General features: G+C 66.9%; 20 protein-coding genes. 5 read left to right on the forward strand and 15 right to left on the reverse strand.

Annotated elements, in window-relative coordinates:
* The first annotated feature begins 3 nt into the window (after positions 1-3).
* Positions 4-1,152 (forward strand): N-acetyltransferase, encoded by a 1,149-nt coding sequence (locus OKW76_RS06190; RefSeq protein ID WP_265552069.1) that lies wholly within the window; start codon positions 4-6, stop codon positions 1,150-1,152.
* Between the two features lie 48 nt (positions 1,153-1,200).
* Here the strand turns inward: OKW76_RS06190 and OKW76_RS06195 are convergent, their stop codons facing one another.
* The 6 genes from OKW76_RS06195 to OKW76_RS06220 form a co-directional block, all read right to left on the reverse strand.
* Entirely contained in the window at positions 1,201-1,440 is a 240-nt protein-coding gene (locus tag OKW76_RS06195; RefSeq protein WP_265552070.1) for a hypothetical protein, read from the reverse strand.
* 161 nt (positions 1,441-1,601) lie between these two features.
* Complete coding sequence (xth, locus tag OKW76_RS06200; RefSeq protein ID WP_265552072.1) at positions 1,602-2,372, reverse strand: exodeoxyribonuclease III; 771 nt, start codon at positions 2,370-2,372, stop codon at positions 1,602-1,604.
* A 4-nt stretch (positions 2,373-2,376) separates the two neighbouring features.
* A complete protein-coding gene (erpA, locus tag OKW76_RS06205; protein WP_265552074.1) occupies positions 2,377-2,718 on the reverse strand; it encodes an iron-sulfur cluster insertion protein ErpA in 342 nt (113 codons plus the stop codon).
* Positions 2,719-2,781: 63 nt separating this feature from the next.
* Complete coding sequence (locus tag OKW76_RS06210) at positions 2,782-3,960, reverse strand: M23 family metallopeptidase (protein WP_265552078.1); 1,179 nt, start codon at positions 3,958-3,960, stop codon at positions 2,782-2,784.
* A gap of 229 nt (positions 3,961-4,189) precedes the next feature.
* The gene (locus tag OKW76_RS06215) at positions 4,190-4,663 is read right to left on the reverse strand and encodes a peroxiredoxin (protein ID WP_265552080.1); all 474 of its coding nucleotides are present in this window, start codon (positions 4,661-4,663) and stop codon (positions 4,190-4,192) included.
* Positions 4,660-7,350: a bifunctional [glutamine synthetase] adenylyltransferase/[glutamine synthetase]-adenylyl-L-tyrosine phosphorylase gene (locus tag OKW76_RS06220; RefSeq protein ID WP_265552082.1), complete on the reverse strand. Its 2,691-nt coding sequence runs from the start codon at positions 7,348-7,350 to the stop codon at positions 4,660-4,662. Before OKW76_RS06220 ends, OKW76_RS06215 begins: the two co-directional genes overlap by 4 nt.
* Here OKW76_RS06220 and OKW76_RS06225 point away from each other — a divergent pair.
* Entirely contained in the window at positions 7,341-7,613 is a 273-nt protein-coding gene (locus OKW76_RS06225; RefSeq protein ID WP_265552083.1) for a hypothetical protein, read from the forward strand. The two genes, OKW76_RS06220 and OKW76_RS06225, sit on opposite strands and share 10 nt — an antisense overlap.
* Positions 7,614-7,620: 7 nt before the next feature.
* On the opposite strand, the gene OKW76_RS06230 is transcribed toward OKW76_RS06225, so the two are convergent.
* The 3 genes from OKW76_RS06230 to OKW76_RS06240 form a co-directional block, all read right to left on the reverse strand.
* On the reverse strand, positions 7,621-8,259 hold the full coding sequence (locus OKW76_RS06230; RefSeq protein WP_265552084.1) for a sigma-70 family RNA polymerase sigma factor: 639 nt from the start codon (positions 8,257-8,259) through the stop codon (positions 7,621-7,623).
* Positions 8,260-8,368: 109 nt separating this feature from the next.
* Positions 8,369-8,503 carry a hypothetical protein gene (locus OKW76_RS06235; RefSeq protein ID WP_256507940.1) on the reverse strand — a complete coding sequence of 45 codons (135 nt, stop codon included), beginning with the start codon at positions 8,501-8,503 and terminating at the stop codon, positions 8,369-8,371.
* Between the two features lie 43 nt (positions 8,504-8,546).
* Positions 8,547-9,347, reverse strand: a complete 801-nt coding sequence (locus OKW76_RS06240; RefSeq protein ID WP_265552804.1) for a response regulator — start codon at positions 9,345-9,347, stop codon at positions 8,547-8,549.
* 372 nt (positions 9,348-9,719) lie between these two features.
* Between OKW76_RS06240 and OKW76_RS06245 the strand changes: the two genes are divergently transcribed.
* The 3 genes from OKW76_RS06245 to OKW76_RS06255 all read left to right on the forward strand — a co-directional run bounded on the left by OKW76_RS06245 (position 9,720) and on the right by OKW76_RS06255 (position 11,790).
* On the forward strand, positions 9,720-9,809 hold the full coding sequence (locus OKW76_RS06245; protein ID WP_265552806.1) for a NepR family anti-sigma factor: 90 nt from the start codon (positions 9,720-9,722) through the stop codon (positions 9,807-9,809).
* Positions 9,810-9,818: 9 nt separating this feature from the next.
* Positions 9,819-11,393 (forward strand): sensor histidine kinase, encoded by a 1,575-nt coding sequence (locus OKW76_RS06250; protein WP_265552087.1) that lies wholly within the window; start codon positions 9,819-9,821, stop codon positions 11,391-11,393.
* Positions 11,394-11,664: 271 nt separating this feature from the next.
* Positions 11,665-11,790, forward strand: coding sequence for an entericidin A/B family lipoprotein (locus OKW76_RS06255; protein ID WP_256507942.1), 126 nt, complete (start codon positions 11,665-11,667; stop codon positions 11,788-11,790).
* Positions 11,791-11,845: 55 nt separating this feature from the next.
* Here the strand turns inward: OKW76_RS06255 and tatC are convergent, their stop codons facing one another.
* The 6 genes from tatC to OKW76_RS06285 all read right to left on the reverse strand — a co-directional run bounded on the left by tatC (position 11,846) and on the right by OKW76_RS06285 (position 15,790).
* On the reverse strand, positions 11,846-12,634 hold the full coding sequence (tatC, locus tag OKW76_RS06260) for a twin-arginine translocase subunit TatC (RefSeq protein WP_265552089.1): 789 nt from the start codon (positions 12,632-12,634) through the stop codon (positions 11,846-11,848).
* Positions 12,631-13,071, reverse strand: coding sequence for a Sec-independent protein translocase protein TatB (gene tatB / locus OKW76_RS06265; RefSeq protein ID WP_265552090.1), 441 nt, complete (start codon positions 13,069-13,071; stop codon positions 12,631-12,633). The genes tatC and tatB overlap by 4 nt, the downstream gene beginning before the upstream one ends.
* A 59-nt stretch (positions 13,072-13,130) precedes the next feature.
* On the reverse strand, positions 13,131-13,364 hold the full coding sequence (locus OKW76_RS06270) for a twin-arginine translocase TatA/TatE family subunit (protein ID WP_256507945.1): 234 nt from the start codon (positions 13,362-13,364) through the stop codon (positions 13,131-13,133).
* 27 nt (positions 13,365-13,391) lie between these two features.
* The gene (scpB, locus tag OKW76_RS06275) at positions 13,392-13,961 is read right to left on the reverse strand and encodes an SMC-Scp complex subunit ScpB (protein WP_256507946.1); all 570 of its coding nucleotides are present in this window, start codon (positions 13,959-13,961) and stop codon (positions 13,392-13,394) included.
* Positions 13,958-14,689 carry a segregation and condensation protein A gene (locus tag OKW76_RS06280; RefSeq protein ID WP_256507947.1) on the reverse strand — a complete coding sequence of 244 codons (732 nt, stop codon included), beginning with the start codon at positions 14,687-14,689 and terminating at the stop codon, positions 13,958-13,960. Before OKW76_RS06280 ends, scpB begins: the two co-directional genes overlap by 4 nt.
* A 93-nt stretch (positions 14,690-14,782) precedes the next feature.
* Positions 14,783-15,790 (reverse strand): glycoside hydrolase family 3 N-terminal domain-containing protein, encoded by a 1,008-nt coding sequence (locus tag OKW76_RS06285; RefSeq protein WP_265552093.1) that lies wholly within the window; start codon positions 15,788-15,790, stop codon positions 14,783-14,785.
* Positions 15,791-15,882: the final 92 nt, after the last annotated feature.

The raw sequence follows: 15,882 nt of genomic DNA on the forward strand, positions 1-15,882 counted from the left end.
GCCATGATCGCCATCCGCCCCGTCGCCACGCGCGCCGATCGCAGCAAATTCATCGACTTGGCCTATCGGCTCAACGCCCGCGATCCCAACTGGATCGCCCCGCTTCGCAGCGAAGTGGCCGAGACGATCGACCCCGCCAAGAATGGCTGGTTCAGCCACGCCGAGGGCCAGTTGTTCCTGGCCGAACGCGACGGACAGGTCGTCGGGCGGATCTCGGCGCATGTCGATACGCTGGCGCTGACGATGCCCGCCGACCGCGGATTCGGTCCGGGCGCGGGGCAATGGGGGCTGTTCGAAGCCGAGGACGAGGAAGTCGCGCACGCGCTGATCGCGACCGCCGAGACCTGGCTGCGCAATCGCGGGCTTACCCGAGCGCTGGGGCCGATCAGCCTGTCGATCTGGGAACAGCCGGGGCTGCTGGTCGAGGGGTTCGATCATCCGCCGACGGTGATGATGGGGCATAACCTGCCCGAGCAGCGCGGCTGGATCGAACGCGCGGGCTACACCCCCGCCAAGGAACTCGTCACCTACGACCTCGACATCACCCCCGATTTCCCGCCGATCGTCGGGCGGATCATCGCCGCGGGCGAGAAGAACCCGCGGATCGTCATCCGCCGGGTCGACAAGTCGCGCTTCGACGAAGAGGCTGGGATCATCCTCGCCATCCTCAACGATGCCTGGCGCGACAATTGGGGGTTCGTGCCGCTGACCCCGCCCGAGATCGCCGATGTCGGGCGCAAGCTGAAGCCGATCGTGTTCGAGGACCTGATCCGCATCGCCGAGGTCGATGGCGAGCCCGTCGCGTTCCTGATCACTCTGCCCGACCTCAACGAAGCGATCGCACCGCTGAACGGCAATCTCTTCCCCTTCGGCTGGGCCAAATTGCTGTGGTGGCTGCGCACGCCGCCGCAATGCCGGACGGTGCGGGTGCCGTTGATGGGGGTGGTCAAAAGGCTGCAGGCCTCGCGGATGGCGAGCCAATTGGCCTTCATGATGATCGAATATGTCCGGCGCGACACGCTCGCCAAGTTCGGCGCGACTCGCGGCGAGATCGGCTGGATCCTCGACGACAACCAGGGGATGATCGCGATCGCCGATGCCATCAAGGCGAAGATCAACAAGCGCTACACGATCTACGAACGCACGCTGTAGCGCGGCGAATACCGGGCCGCGATCGTCGCGGCCCGGCATCGTGAAGCGTCACCGTGCGGGTACCTTCACCCCCTGCTTGGCCCATTCGGCGCGCGTATTGCATTCGGTGCGCGGGATGTGCGAACCGGTCAGCGTGTCGCGGAAGCAGATGCGCTGGTTGGGGTTGGGCACCGCCTTTTGCGAATCGGCGGCGGTGGCGCGCGTCGCCGGCTTAGGGTCTTCGGCAAGCGCGGGGGCGGCGATCGCCAGGGCGCAGGCGGCGGCGAAAATCGGGGTAAAACGGGTCATCGGCTTGTCCTCCGTAACCGCCTTACGCGGCGGCACGTGTAGCACTGCACTAAGCATGCCAGACACTCGATCGACGCAATATCAATGGTTTAGCGAGAATCCCGCTCCTTGTTTACACTAGTAGTCAGTGAATCACGCCATAACGTGGCGCGGCGCGCCAATCAGCGTAGCTGGACCCAGGTGGGCGCGTGATCGCTCGCCTTTTCACGGCCGCGATAGGCCTTGTCGACCCCGGCATCGACCAAGCGATCGGCGGCCATCGGGCTGAGCAGCAGATGATCGATGCGAAACCCGGCGTCGCGCTGCCAGGCGCCTGCCTGATAGTCCCAGAAGGTCCATACCCCGCCGCCGGGGAAGCGGGTCCGTAGCGAATCGGTCCAACCCTGCGACAGCAACCGCCGATAGGCCTCGCGCGATTCGGGCTGCATCAGCGCATCGCTCGCCATCGCGCGCACCGAATAGGTGTCGTCGTCATTGGCGATGACGTTGTAGTCGCCCGCGAGCACCACCGCGCGTTCCTCGGCCAGCAGCGCTCGCGCGCGCGCTGACAGCCGCTCGAACCAGCGCAGCTTATAGTCGAATTTGGGGCCGGGCTGCGGGTTGCCGTTCGGTAGATAAATCGACGCGATCACCACGCCGTCGACCTCGGCCTCGAGATAGCGGCTATGCTCGTCCTCGGGCTCGCCATCGAGCCCGCGCAGGCGCTCAACGGGGTCCGCACCGCGCGCGAGGATGGCGACGCCGTTGAAGCCCTTCTGCCCATGCCAGATCGCGCCATAGCCCGCGTCGCGGATATCGCGTTCGGGAAAGGTTTCGTCGCTCGACTTCAGTTCCTGCAGGCACACGACATCGGGCTTCACCTCGTCGAGATACTCGATGAGCCGGGGCAGACGCGCCTTGATGCCGTTGACGTTGTAGCTGGTGATTCGCACAGGCTCAGATCGCGAAGCTGGAGCCGCATCCGCAGCCCGCGGCAGCCTGCGGGTTGGTCACCTTGAACGCCGCGCCGCCCAGGCTTTCGACGAAATCGACCTGCCCGCCGCGCACCAGGTCGAGACTCATTGAATCGACCACCAAGCGGACGCCATCGGTTTCGGCGATCGTGTCGTCGGCATCGGGGCCATCGGCCAGCCCGAAGCGATATTGGAAACCCGAACAGCCCCCGCCCTCGACCGAGAGCCGCAGGATCGCGGGTTTCGCCTGCTTGGCGGCGATTGCGGCAACGCGTGCCGCCGCCGACGGCGTCAACGCGATCGCGGATGGTTCGATACTGGCCATGGATCAGAGATAGGGGAAGCAGGCGCCACCGGCAATGGATGGCGCCCTGCTCGACCGATCAGCTCACTTCGACAGCGGGCCGCCGACGTTCGCGCGCTGGCGCAGCGCCTTGTCCTGCGAGGCGAGCAGCATGTCGGCGCTCTGCATATACGGCATCGGATTGACCGGGCGGCCATCGATGCGGACTTCATAGTGAAGATGGCTGCCGGTCGAACGCCCGGTCGAGCCCATCAGCCCGACCAGCTGGCCGCGCTTCACGCGGGTGTTGCCCGATACGATGACGCGCGAGAGATGGCCGTAGCGCGTCTGGATGCCCTTGCCATGGTTGATCTCGACGAGGTTGCCATAGGCTCCGGCGCGCTGCGCGCGGCTGACGACACCGTCGGCGGTGGCATAGACTGGGGTGCCGATCGGGCCGGGAATGTCGAGCCCGGCATGCATCGCCGCGGTGCCGCGGAACGGGTCCGAGCGGACGCCGAAGCTCGAGGTCAAGGTGAGGTTTTCGACCGGCTGGAGCGACGGGATCGCGATCACCGCCTGCTCGAGCGTGTCGAGCTTCTTCCAGCTCTGGAAAAGCGAGCGGAACTGCGCATCGGCATTGGGCTCAGCTGCGGCTTCCGCCTCGGCTTCGCGGTCGAGCGGCTCGAACGGGCCACCCATGGCCAGACCGGCCTTCGAAAGGACGCGGTCGGGGCGGACGCCCAGGCGGCGAAGATGCTTTTCGGTGGCGGCGATCCGCTGCTCGGTGGCGGCGCGGGCCTGGATGGCGAAGGCGACCTGTTGATTCTCGATCCGGCGGAGGGGGGCGATGACCGAGGCGGCAGCGGGGTTGGCGGGGATTTCGGCGAGTGCGGCGAGTTCCTGGGGATCGCCCTTCCCGCTGAGGACCGAGGCGATCAGCGCCTGGCGCTGCTCGACGCGGGCGGCATGCGCTTCGGCGGTCTGTTTCACCGATGCGACGTCGGCGCGCATCCGGGCGACTTCGGCTTCCATCTGCGACAGTTCGGCATCGGCGGCGGCGAAACCGTTGCTCTCGAGCGCGCCATCGACGGTCTGGGCGACGCCGAGCGCCGAAAAGGTCAGCGTGATCGCGGCAACCCCGGCCATCATCGCCTGGGTGCGGCCGGTCACCGAAAGGCGGCGGAGCTTGTGGCCGTCATGGAAGATGAAATCGCGGGTGGTGAAAAAATTTCGGAACCTGTCTGACAGGCTTTCGTTCTTGCTGCTGGAAAGATTGTTCATTTTTCCCCGGCGACCATGTTGCGCGGCCCCCAGAATGGCGGCTGCGAGAGATTTGTCATGATCGCAGCCCCTCCGCGCTCTGACGATTGGGTTGTGCGGAAACTACGCATCGACAGCAATAGCGTGCCGATTATCGCGGGTTAAACCGGGTTGGCCGCACGTTGAGTCGTTGAACGGCGGCTTAATCGTCCGAATTCGAAGCGTTAGCCCGGCCCGAATCCGGTTAGCGCTACCCCCGCGGCAGCGCGTTGGCGGCTGCAAGCACCTCATCGACATGGCCCGGCACCTTCACCTTGCGCCAGGCGCGCACCAGCCGGCCATCGGCGCCGAACAGGAAGGTCGATCGGTCGATCCCCATATATTGTTTGCCGTACATGCTCTTTTCGACCCAGGCGCCGAACGCTTCGCAGACGCTGTCGTCGACATCGCTGGCGAGCGGTACGGCGAGCGCATATTTGGCCGCGAACTTCTGGTGCTTGGCGGGAGGATCCTTCGAGATGCCGAGGATCTCGACGCCCGCCGCCTCGAACGCGGGCATCGCCTCGGAAAAGCCCTGCGCCTCGCGGGTGCAGCCCGGCGTGTCGTCCTTGGGGTAGAAATACACCACCAGCGCGCGGCCGGTAGCGTCGGCCAGGCGCCGCACGCTGCCATCGGGCAGCGTTACCGCGACATCGGGGATCGGGGCACCGGGTTCGAGCGTCATTCTTCGTCTCCACCAATCGCCGCCCAGGCGGCGCGCACGTCCTGACGCGTCGCCTCGAGCGACGCAACCACCGCGTCCCAATCGGGCAAAACCAGCGCGCGCGCGATCAGCGCCTGCGTCGGCACCGCGGGGGGCTGCGCATCGGGGGCGACCAGCCGCAGCGTCACCAGCAACCGCGTCAGCAGATCATGCGCCGGCCCGATCGAAGCGGGCAGATGCCCCGCAGCGACCAGCGACGCGATCGCGGTCGGCAGGTCGGGCGAAAAGCCGGTGCGCTGCACCAATTGCCGGACGTGCACCGCGAATTCGAGATCGACCAGCCCGCCATCGAGCAGCTTGGCATCGAGCGGACCTTGCGCGGGCTTGTGCGCGCGCATGTCGCGCCGCATCGCGCGCGCATCGGCGACGATGTCGCGCTCGGGGCGTTCGCCCGCCAGCACCGTATCGATCGCGGCTTGCGTCGCGGCGCGCGCGGCGGGCGAGCCGAACACCGGGCGCGCGCGGGTGAGCGCCATATGCTCCCAGGTCCACGCGCTCTCGCGCTGGTAACGCGCGAACCCCTCGAGCGAGACCACCAGCGGCCCCTGCGTTCCCGAAGGCCGAAGCCGGGTATCGACCGGATAGAGCGGCCCCGACGCGGTCGCGACCGATAGCGCGGCGGTGAGCCGCTGCGCCAACCGGTTGTAGTAGAGCACCGCGGCTAACGGCTTGGCGCCGTCCGACTCGCCGCCGTGATCGCCGGTGAAGAGATAGATCAGGTCGAGGTCCGACGCATGGGTGAGCGCCGCGCCGCCGAGCCGGCCGAGCGCGAGCACCACCAGTTCGCTACCGGGCACCACGCCATGCCGCCGCGCGAATTCGGCGACGGTCGCATCGCCCAGCGCGACGATCGCCGCTTCGGCGACGCGCGCATAGCCCGCCGCGACGTCGAGCGGATCGGCGGTGCCCGCGACGATCTGCACGCCCAGCGCGAAACGCTTTTCGTTGACGATCCGGCGGACGTGATCGAGCTGGCGCTCATAGCCGTCGCCATCGAACGATCGCAGCCGCATCTCGCCCGCCAGTTCGGCAACCGACCCCACCGGATCGAGCGCGCTGGCGTCGATCAACCCGTCGAGCAGCTCGATCCGCCGCCCGAGCGTGTCGGCGAGCGTCGGGGCGTAGCTCAGCGTCGTCGCGAGCAGGCGCATCAGCGGCGGCTGCGCTTCGAGCAGGCGGAAGAAGTTGATCGCGCTAGGCAGCCGCGCGAGCATCGTATCGAGCCGGGCGACCGCCGCCGCGGGATCGGGCGCGTCGCCGAACGCCTCGCACAATTGCGGCAGCACCGCTTCGAGCGCGGCGCGCGCGGGCGGGCTGCGCAGCGCCGGATAATTGCCCGTCCGCCACTGGTCGATCCGCCGCACTACTGCGTCGGTTTCGCCGAACCCGAGCACGCGAAGCCGCTCGCCCAGTCCATCGTCGCTGCCCGGAAGCCGCGTCTCTCCCGGCGGTTCGATCGCGTCATAGATCCGCCCCACCCGCTCGACATGCGGGCGCAGCAGATCGAGTAGCGCCGCCCCGTCCGCTAGGCCGTGCAGCCGCGCCACGCGATCGAGCGCCTCGCCGCTCGGCAGCGCATGCGTCTGGCGGTCGTCGATCATCTGGACGCGATGCTCGATCGTGCGCAGCAGGCGATAAGCCTCGGCAAGGTGCGCCGCGTCGCCGGCGTCGATCCAGCCCGCCGCCGCCAGCGCCGCGAGCGCATCGAGCGTGGCGGGCGCTCGCAGCACCGGGTCGCGGCCACCGTGGATGAGCTGGTGCACCTGCGCATAAAATTCGATCTCGCGGATGCCCCCGCGGCCGCGCTTGAGGTCGTATCCCGCACCGAATGCCTGCCCCTGGACATGATGGTCGCGAATGCGGACGGTGATCTGGCGGATTTCGGCGATCGTCCCGAAATCGAGCGCGCGCCGCCAGACGAAAGGGCGGATCGCGGCAAGGAAGCGCTCGCCCAGCGCGATGTCGCCCGCCGCTGACCGCGCGCGGATGAACGCCGCGCGCTCCCACGCCAGCGCCTGCGATTCATAATAGCCGATCGCGGCATCGACCGGCAGCGCGATCGGGGTGATCTCGGGCGAAGGCCGCAGCCGCAGGTCGACGCGCAGCACATAGCCATCGGCATCGCGCGCCTGCAGCAATTCGACGACGCGCTTGCCGATCCGTACCGCGGCGTCTTCGACATCTTCGCGCGGGCGGCACGGCAATGTCGCCGGGTCGTACAGCAGGATCGGGTCGATATCCGACGAGTAGTTGAGCTCGTGGCTGCCCTGCTTGCCCAAGGCGATCGCGACGAACCCGGTGGGTGCCGCCCCCGGCGTCCGCTCTTCGATCGCGGTGCGGATTGCCATGTCGAGCGCGTGATCGGCGAAGCTGGTGAGCGTTCGCACCACCTGCTCGAATCGATAGCTACCCGCGAGGTCGCCCAGCGCCACGAGCAACGCCAGCCGCCGCCGCTCGATCCGCAAGCGTTGCGCGACCGGTCGGTCGTCGACGTCCCCCGCCGCGGCGCGCAGTGGATCGGTCAGCGCGGTTGCAGCATCTGCGGCCAAATCGGGCTCGCGATCGATCAGCCAGGCGAGAAAGGGCGCGAATCGACGTGCGCGATCGAGCGCTTCGGACAGCGCGCCGGTGTCAGGAATTGGGTTCATCGCGTACCCCGCAGAAAGAATTCGCCGACGCTGCAACATCGCCGCAACAAATCGCCCAATCGCTCGTTGTCGCCTGTATGAAAATGCTTTCGCCGCATCATGGAACCAACGACGACGCCATGCACGTCATCGTAGCGATGCCGCAAGCATGCGACGCGATCGGCGGCGCGCTGCGCCGCGTTTATGGTCGCGAGCGCACGCTGCCGAGCGATATGCTCGACCTACTCGCACAGATCGACGCTTCGCCCGCCCTGCGCGGCTAAGCCGCGCTCAACGGTCGCGGCTGAGTTCGTCGACTTCGCCCATGATCGTATCGAGCGCGCTGCGCCCGCCGGCGTCATGCTCGCGGCGCGAAGGCAAGGCGCCATCGGTCAGCAGATTCTCTAGCGCCACGCGGCCGCGCGCCACCCGGCTCTTGATCGTGCCGACCGCGACTTCGCAGATCTCCGCCGCTTCTTCATAAGCGAAACCGCCCGCCCCGACCAGAATCAGCGCCTCGCGCTGCGGGCGCGGCAGGTGCAGCAGCGCGCGCTGCATGTCGGTGAGCTCGACATGCCGATCCTGGCTAGCGGGTGCCGCCAACAGCCGGTCGGCCACCAGATCGTCCCACTCGCCCTTGAACCGCGCACGCCGCATCTGCGACAGATACAGGTTGCGCAGGATGATGAAGGTCCATGCGCGCATGTTGGTGCCCGCCTGGAAACGCTGGCGCGCCGCCCATGCCTTCAGCAAGGTTTCCTGCACCAGATCGTCGGCCAGGTCGCGGCTGCCCGACAGCGACCGCCCGAAGGCGCGAAGATGCGGGATGACCTGGGTCAGCTGAACCTTGAACTCGCTATCCGAAAGCGAAACATGCTCGACTACAACCTCGACGTCGGGCGCTTCTTCATGCTCGTCGTGCTGCGACATTCGTTTCCGTTCGACAGGGCGCGGTCGGTCCGCGCCGGAACCGCGAAGATAGGGGGTGGCCGGGGGGATAGCCACCCCCCTTCCCCGGCGATCAACCGGGGCGCCGCGCTCAGCTGAGCAGGAGCACCGCGAAAATGATCACCACCAGCACCAGCGAGATCGGCAGGATATAGCGCGTCATGTGCGGGGTGGCGCCGGCACGGGCGCGGTCGGTATCGATATGTGGTTCGTTCTGGTCGGCCATGTAAGCGCCCCCTTGGATAAACTGAAAATCTGACCGCTGGCGATCAGCCGGCGGGTACCGACGACTGATCGAAGAACAATGCCTGGCTGATCGCCGCCTTCACCGTCGACCGCTGGAACGGCTTGGTGATGAGGAAGGTCGGCTCGGGCCGCTCGCCGGTCAGCAACCGCTCGGGGAAGGCGGTGATGAAGATCACGGGCACGTTGAACTGCGCCAAGATGTCCTTGACTGCATCGATGCCCGAGCTGTCGTCAGCCAGCTGGATGTCCGCCAGGACGAGGCCGGGGCGGTCTTCCATCGCCAGCGCGACGGCTTCGTCGCGCGTCACCGCAACGCCGGTAACCTCGTGGCCGAGATCGCGGACGATCGTTTCGATGTCCATCGCGATGATCGGCTCGTCCTCGATCACCAGCACCCGCGCGCGGGTCTGCTGCTCGATCTCGGACAGCGCATCGGACACCAGGGCGTCGATCTCGTCGTCGGACACATCGATCAGATACGCCGCATCCTCGACGGTGAAGCCTTCCATCGCGGTCAGCAGCAGTGCCTGGCGCGACAGCGGCGCGATGCGCGAGAGCCGTGCGCGTGCGATTGCTTCGGGATCGCTCGATGCTTCGCCGGGAAAGCGGTCATCGTCGATGTGCGCCGACGACCAGATCGCCTGGAAGGTGCGGTACAGCCCGAGCCGCGGATCGACGTCCTTGGGAAACTCCTCGGGCGCCGAAACGATGGCCTCGAGCGTAGCGCGCACATAGCGGTCGCCCTCGGTCTGGCTCCCCGTCAGTGCGCGGCCGTAGCGGCGCAGGAAAGGAAGATGGGGAGCAAGCTGTTGGCCAAGCGACATGATCGGGGTGGTCTCCATCCGGTTGAGCGCGATATATGACAACGCTCAAAGGCGTTTTTTGATGCGAGCGCAATGGCGGGAGACGCATCCCCCGTTTTTGCTTCGGGTCTGGAACCAACGAGATTGTTTTTGGTTTCACACCGCAAGCGCACTTGCGAGCGCGTTAAGGAATGATGCGTTCGGATGGCGTCCACCCGAAAATGTTACAGCCGCTGGCCAATCTGCCGCAGAAGATGCACAGAGGGTCGATCACATCATCGTGCCGCGCTCACCGCGGGATGAAGGGGGAAATTGGTGCGTCCTGGGAATAAGCCCACAAACGAAGCGGTGACGACCAAAGGTTCGTCGGATCCGCGTCACAGCGAGAAGTCCGTGGGCGACGCATTGCGTGCCGTGTACCGCCAGGCAATCGACGAAAGCATTCCCGACGAGTTGCTGGACCTCCTCAAAAAGCTAGATTAGCCCGACAGCATGAGCATTACCGATCAGGGTACTCCGGAGCCTACCCGCGCCGGGGACAGACTGGCGCGCATTCCCACCGGCGCGAAGGTCTTCCTGATCCTCAGCTGCGCGCTGTTGCCGCTGGCGCTGATCGCCTTCTTCGCCTCGCTGCAGACCAATCGCGCATCCGACATGGAAGCCCGCGCGCGGCTGCGGATCGCGACCGAACAGGGCGCGCGCGCGCTCACGATCGAACTGGTCGGCGACATGACCGCGTTGCGCGATGCCGCCAGCGCGCTCGAACGCGACGCTGCGAACAGCCCGGCCTGCGCAAGGGCACGCGGCGTGTTCGCGCAGCAATTTTCCACCGGCACCAGCTTCGCGATCACCGATCGCACCGGGCGGCTGCTGTGCGGTGACCCGATCGACGCCGGGTCTGTGGCGAGCGGGCCCGGCCGGATCGGCGTGCGGATGCGTGACAACGGGCTGGTGCTGGGGATCAAGGGACGCGGCGGTAACGCGGTCGCCACGGCATTCTTTCCCACCGAATTCCTGGCGGTCGTTGGCCGGCCGAGCGGTTTCCCCACCGATTATGGCAGCCGCCTGACCGCCGGTCCCGATACGATCGAGCTGACATCGCTGCCCGATCAATCGACCTTGCGGCGACGCGACACGCATATCGCGCCGATCGGCGTCCCCGGCCTGGCGATGGCGATGACGATCAGCTCGCCGCCGATCACCTCGCCGCTGTTGATCGCGATGCTGCTGCCGCTGCTGATGTGGGCAGCCGCGGCGGGGATCGGCTGGTTCGTGGTCGATCGGCTGCTGATTCGCCCGCTACGCCGGCTGCGCGCCAATGTCGGCACCTATCAGCCGGGCGAAGTGCTGCAGCCGATCCAATATGGCGCGATGCCCGCCGAAGAGATTCGCGAGCTCGGCGACACGTTCGAACAAATCACCCGCACGGTACAGCTGCACGAGGCCGATCTGGCCGAAGGGCTGGTCCGCCAGACCAAGCTGACGCGCGAAGTGCATCATCGCGTGAAGAACAACCTGCAGGTGATCGCCAGCCTGATCAACTTTCACGCACGCGGCGCGCCCTCGCCCGATGCTGCCGCCGCCTATGCATCGATCCAGCGGCGCGTCGACGCGCTCGCGGTGGTGCATCGCTATCACTTCGCCGAGATGGAAGATAATCGCGGACTCGAGCTGCGATCGGTGATTGGCGAGCTCGCGTCGAACATCCGCGCGACCGCGCCCGACCCCGGGTCGCGGCTGGGAATCGCGCTCGAGATCGAACCGCTGCAGGCGTCGCAGGACGTCGCGGTGGCGGTGGCATTTCTGCTGACCGAGCTGATCGAGCTGGCGATGAACGTCCAGCCGCAAACGCAAATACGCCTGACGATGCGCGCTGGCGAGCATGACGGTACCGCGACGCTGCGCGTCAGTTCACCGTCGCTGGTCGGCGGACCGACGCTCGATCACCTGCTGGCAACTCGCTATGGCAGGGTCATTACCGGTCTCGCGCGCCAGCTACGCGCACCGTTGCACCATGATCCGCTGGTCGGCGCCTATGAGATATCGATCGCGGTGATGCGCGCATAAAAAAATCTTACAACCGGCTGGAACCCCTGTCCGACCGCGCCGTTTTACTCTTCGGATAGCGACTATTTGCCCCCCCGCTCTCGCTATCCACGACATGGGCCCGGAAGCGCCACCCTCCCCCCCCCCCGGAGGCGCTTCCGGGCCTAATTCGTTCCAGCCGTAATTGATTCTAGCCCGCCAATTGCACCGAAGCATTTGGTTCGTGATGCGGAACGAAATCGCCCGGCGATCATTCAATTGCCGGAGTTTGTATCCGCCAAGGAGAATCAAGATGCGCAAGTTTTTCGGTCTGGCCATCGTTGCCAGCGCACTGTTGGTAAGCGCATGCAACACGGTCCAGGGCGTAGGGCGCGACGTTCAGTCGGCTGGCGCGGCGGTCGAAGACGCCGTCGACTGACCCGATCTTTTCGCACTGTATCGATGAGGGGCTGCGGGCAACCGCGGCCCCTTTTCTATTCGGCGGGCTTTTCCACCGCATCGGTGGCGGTCGCGTCGGCGTTCTTGGCGCGCTTGCGCTCGGTGAACCAGATGCCGATCAACGCCAGCTCGTACAAAAGGATCAGCGGCACCGCGAGCAGGAACTGCGACCCGATGTCGGGCGGGGTCAGCACCGCAGCGATCCCGAACGCCGCGACGATCGCGTAGCGGCGCGCGCTGACCAGCTGCTTGCGGGTGACGATCCCCGCGCGCTCGAGCAGCATCAGCAGCACCGGCAGCAGGAACGAGATGCCGAACGCGAACAGGAACTGCATCACGAACGACAGATAGTTGCCGACCGAAGGCAAGGCCTCCTGCTCGATCCCGCCGAAATTGCCCTGGAAGCTCAGCAGGAAGGTGAGCGCGACGGGAATGGTCACGAAATAGGCGAGCGACGCGCCCGCGGTGAACAGCACCGGCGTCGCCAGCAGGAACGGGAACAGCGCGCGCTTCTCGGCGCGATACAGGCCGGGCGCAACGAACTGCCAGAGTTGGTTGGACAGCACCGGGAACGAGATCATCAGCGCCGCGAACAAGGCGACCTTCACCCGCACGAAAAAGGCTTCGAACAATTGGGTGAAGATGACGCGCTTCTGTCCGGCGGCGACCAGCGGCTGGACGAGGAACGAGAAGATTTCCTCGGCAAAGGCGTAGCAGACCGCAAACGCGATCACGACGGTGAGCACGCAATATAGCGCGCGCTTGCGCAGCTCGATCAGGTGATCGAGCAGCGGCGCCTGGCTCTGGTCGATATCGTCCCTCACGACGGCGCCTTGCCGTCGGTGGCCGGCAGATCGCGCGAATCGGCGGGCGCGAGGTGCGGCGTGTCGACCGACCCGATCTCGGGCCGGATATCGGGCTTGGCGACGCTCACCGGCGGCTGCTCACCGTCATAGGCGTGCGCCACGTCGCCCTCGGGTGCCGGCAGCATAGCCTGCGCGGGCTCGGGCGACTGCGCAGGCTCGGGCGGATGCTCGCGCATGATCCGCGCATTTTCATCGGCCCACTTCTTTTCCATCTCGGCCAGCTCGGCTTCGCGCACCATCGCATCGAAGCCGCTGCGGAACTGGCGCGCGACGCCACGCGCCTTGCCGACCCACTGGCCGACGAAGCGCATCGCCTTTGGCAGGTCCTTGGGACCGATGACCAGAAGCGCGACGACCGCGACCACGATCATCTCGCTCAGATTGAAGTCGAGCATCGTGCTCCGCCGTTAGCGGCGCGCCACGCGGGCGCGCCGAAAGTCAAAAAGGCGTCGCCTCAGCGATCGTCGCGCGTGCGATCGGCGTCGGTCTTGAACGCGGGCTCGGCGGCGCGCTGGGCTTCGATCCGGCTCGGCTCGACCTTGTCGTCGTCGTCCTCGATCATGCCCTTCTTGAAGTTCTTGATGCCCTTGGCAACGTCACCCATCAGGTTCGAGAAGCGACCGCCACCCAGCAACAGGATCGCGATCACGCCGAACACCAGCCAATGCATCAGGCTGAAACCACCCATGACAATTCTCCTCGTGTCGGGCCCTATCTAGTCCGAGTCGTCGGCAGATACCACCTCGATCGACAGATCGACCGGATCGAGCAGCCCCGCGGCGCGCAGATCGTCGATGCCGGGCAGGTCGCGCCGGCTCGCCAGCCCGAAATGGTCGAGAAACCCCGCCGTCGTTGCGTACGTTAGCGGCCGGCCGGGGACTTCGCGGCGCCCGGCGGGGCGCACCCAGCCCGCCGCCATCAGCACATCGATCGTCCCCTTGGCGACCTGAACGCCGCGAATCGCCTCGATCTCAGCGCGGGTGACGGGCTCGTGATAGGCGATGATCGCCAGCGTCTCGATCCCCGCGCGGCTGAGCTTGCGGCTGTCCTCGCGGTCGCGGCGCAGCAGATGGGCCAGGTCGCCCGCGGTCTCGAAATGCCAATGCTCGCCGCGCCGGACCAGCGCGATGCCGCGCCCGGCATAGTGGTCCGCCAGCGTACCCAGCGCGCGGCGGACGTCGGCGCCCTCGCCCAGATGCTCGGCGATCTGCGAAGGCGTGAGCGGCGTCGGCGAGGCGAACAACACCGCCTCGACCGCGCGGACCAGATCGTCGGGGGGCGTCATGCGAGTTCGCGCACGTACAGCGGCGCGAAGGGCGATGCCTGGCGCAATTCGAGCCTGCCCTGCCGCGCGAGTTCGAGCGCGGCGACGAAGCTCGATGCCAGCGCCGAGCGGCGATAGGCTTCGTCGGGGGTGAGCGGCAGGAAGCTTGCCAGCACCGCCCAGTCGATCGCTTCCCCCACCATCCGCGACACCCGCGCGATCGCTTCGTCGAGCGTCATCACCGCGCGGCGCGCGACGACGTGCATCACCGGGCGCGAGCGCGCGCTGATCTGGCCATAAGCCGCGATCAGGTCGTAGATCTCGGCTTCCCAGCGCGTCCGCCGATCGGTGCGCAGCCCTTCGGGAGCGCCGCGCGGAAATACGTCGCGGCCCATCCTGTCGCGTGCCATCAGCCGCGCGCCTGCCTCGCGCATCGCGTTCAGCCGTTCGAGCCGGAGCGTGAGGCGCAGCGCGAGTTCCTCGGGGCTCGGCGTCTCCTGCGGGTCGCGCGGCAGCAGCAGCGCTGATTTGAGATAGGCGAGCCACGCCGCCATCACGAGATAATCGGCCGCGACTTCGAGCTGGAGCGCACGCGCACCTTCGATGAAGGCGAGATATTGCTCGACCAGGTCGAGGATCGAGATCGCCTTGAGATCGACCTTCTGGGCGCGCGCGAGCCCGAGCAGCAGGTCGAGCGGCCCCTCCCACCCGTCGAGCGCGACGGTGAGCGTCGGTTCGGGATCAGCCATCGCGGCGAGGCGCGACAGGGCAAAGGCCGGTGGGAGCACGACGCATCGCCGCAGGATATGCCAGACGATGCCGCCGCACCAAGGCTTTCGGTGTCACACCAAGGCGAGCAGCGAATCGCGCTTGGCGGTGAGTTCGGCCAAGTCGCCTTCGACCATCGCCGCGGTCCGCCACGCCATCGCGCGGTCGAGCCGTTCGCGTGCCTGCGGGGTGATGTCGCCCACCCTGCCCGCGATATCGACCATCTCGCCCATCCGCCCCCAGCAATCGAGCACGACGTCGCACCCCGCCGCCAGCACCCCCGCGGCCTTGTCGCCCGCGCTGCCCGACAGCGCCTTCATGTCGATATCGTCGCTCATCAACAGCCCGTCGAAGCCGATCCGCCCGCGGATCACTTCCTCGATCACGATCGGCGACAGCGTTGCCGGGCGCTCGGCGTCCCAGGCCTCGAACACGCAATGGCAGGTCATGCCCATCGGTGCATCGGCGAGCGAGGCGAAGGGTTCGAGGTCGATCGCCAGCTCGGCGTCCGATGCGGTCACGCGCGGCAGTTCGAGATGGCTGTCGACGCCGGCGCGGCCATGGCCGGGCATGTGCTTGACCACCCCCACCACCCCGCCGCGCGCGAGCCCGTCGAGCACCGCGCGGCCGATCGCGGCGACCTGCATCGGTTCGTTGCCATAAGCGCGGCTGGTGATGATTGAGGCGGCGCCGGTAACAGGGACGTCGAGCAAGGGCATGCAATCGACGGTGATGCCGACCTCTGCGAGCGTCAGCGCGATCGCGTGGGCGTTGCAGCGCGCCGCCTCGATCGCCGAGATCGGCGCGACCTGCCACAGTGCGGCGAAGGCGGGGCCGGCGGGAAAGGCGGGCCATTCGGGCGCGCGCATCCGGGCGACGGGGCCCCCTTCCTGGTCGATCAGGATCGGCAATTCGTCGCGGCCAGAAAGCGCGCGAAGCTCGTCGGTCAGCGCGCGGAGTTGCGCGCGATCGCGCACGTTGCGGCCGAAGAGGATGTAGCCGAGTGGATCGGCATCGACGAAGAAGGCGCGCTCGTCGGCGGTCAGCGTCAGGCCGGAGAGGCCATAGATCACGGGTTGCATCGGCGGGGGGTAGCCGATCACCGCCTCATCCAAAACCCTCTCCGTTCGTGCTGAGCTTGTCGAAGCACTGTCCTTCTGTAACGTCGAAGAAA

Source organism: Sphingomonas sp. S1-29 (genome assembly GCF_026167545.1).
Classification (GTDB): domain Bacteria; phylum Pseudomonadota; class Alphaproteobacteria; order Sphingomonadales; family Sphingomonadaceae; genus Sphingomonas.

Excerpts from the sequence above, each read along its gene's own strand:
- OKW76_RS06190 (WP_265552069.1), top strand. The coding sequence starts at position 4 with ATGATCGCCATCCGCCCCGTCGCCACGCGCGCCGATCGCAGCAAATTC.
- OKW76_RS06195 (WP_265552070.1), bottom strand. The coding sequence starts at position 1,440 with ATGACCCGTTTTACCCCGATTTTCGCCGCCGCCTGCGCCCTGGCGATC.
- erpA (WP_265552074.1), bottom strand. The coding sequence starts at position 2,718 with ATGGCCAGTATCGAACCATCCGCGATCGCGTTGACGCCGTCGGCGGCG.
- OKW76_RS06210 (WP_265552078.1), bottom strand. The coding sequence starts at position 3,960 with ATGAACAATCTTTCCAGCAGCAAGAACGAAAGCCTGTCAGACAGGTTC.
- OKW76_RS06215 (WP_265552080.1), bottom strand. The coding sequence starts at position 4,663 with ATGACGCTCGAACCCGGTGCCCCGATCCCCGATGTCGCGGTAACGCTG.
- OKW76_RS06220 (WP_265552082.1), bottom strand. The coding sequence starts at position 7,350 with ATGAACCCAATTCCTGACACCGGCGCGCTGTCCGAAGCGCTCGATCGC.
- OKW76_RS06230 (WP_265552084.1), bottom strand. The coding sequence starts at position 8,259 with ATGTCGCAGCACGACGAGCATGAAGAAGCGCCCGACGTCGAGGTTGTA.
- OKW76_RS06235 (WP_256507940.1), bottom strand. The coding sequence starts at position 8,503 with ATGGCCGACCAGAACGAACCACATATCGATACCGACCGCGCCCGTGCC.
- OKW76_RS06240 (WP_265552804.1), bottom strand. The coding sequence starts at position 9,347 with ATGTCGCTTGGCCAACAGCTTGCTCCCCATCTTCCTTTCCTGCGCCGC.
- OKW76_RS06250 (WP_265552087.1), top strand. The coding sequence starts at position 9,819 with ATGAGCATTACCGATCAGGGTACTCCGGAGCCTACCCGCGCCGGGGAC.
- OKW76_RS06255 (WP_256507942.1), top strand. The coding sequence starts at position 11,665 with ATGCGCAAGTTTTTCGGTCTGGCCATCGTTGCCAGCGCACTGTTGGTA.
- tatB (WP_265552090.1), bottom strand. The coding sequence starts at position 13,071 with ATGCTCGACTTCAATCTGAGCGAGATGATCGTGGTCGCGGTCGTCGCG.
- OKW76_RS06270 (WP_256507945.1), bottom strand. The coding sequence starts at position 13,364 with ATGGGTGGTTTCAGCCTGATGCATTGGCTGGTGTTCGGCGTGATCGCG.
- scpB (WP_256507946.1), bottom strand. The coding sequence starts at position 13,961 with ATGACGCCCCCCGACGATCTGGTCCGCGCGGTCGAGGCGGTGTTGTTC.
- OKW76_RS06280 (WP_256507947.1), bottom strand. The coding sequence starts at position 14,689 with ATGGCTGATCCCGAACCGACGCTCACCGTCGCGCTCGACGGGTGGGAG.
- OKW76_RS06285 (WP_265552093.1), bottom strand. The coding sequence starts at position 15,790 with ATGCAACCCGTGATCTATGGCCTCTCCGGCCTGACGCTGACCGCCGAC.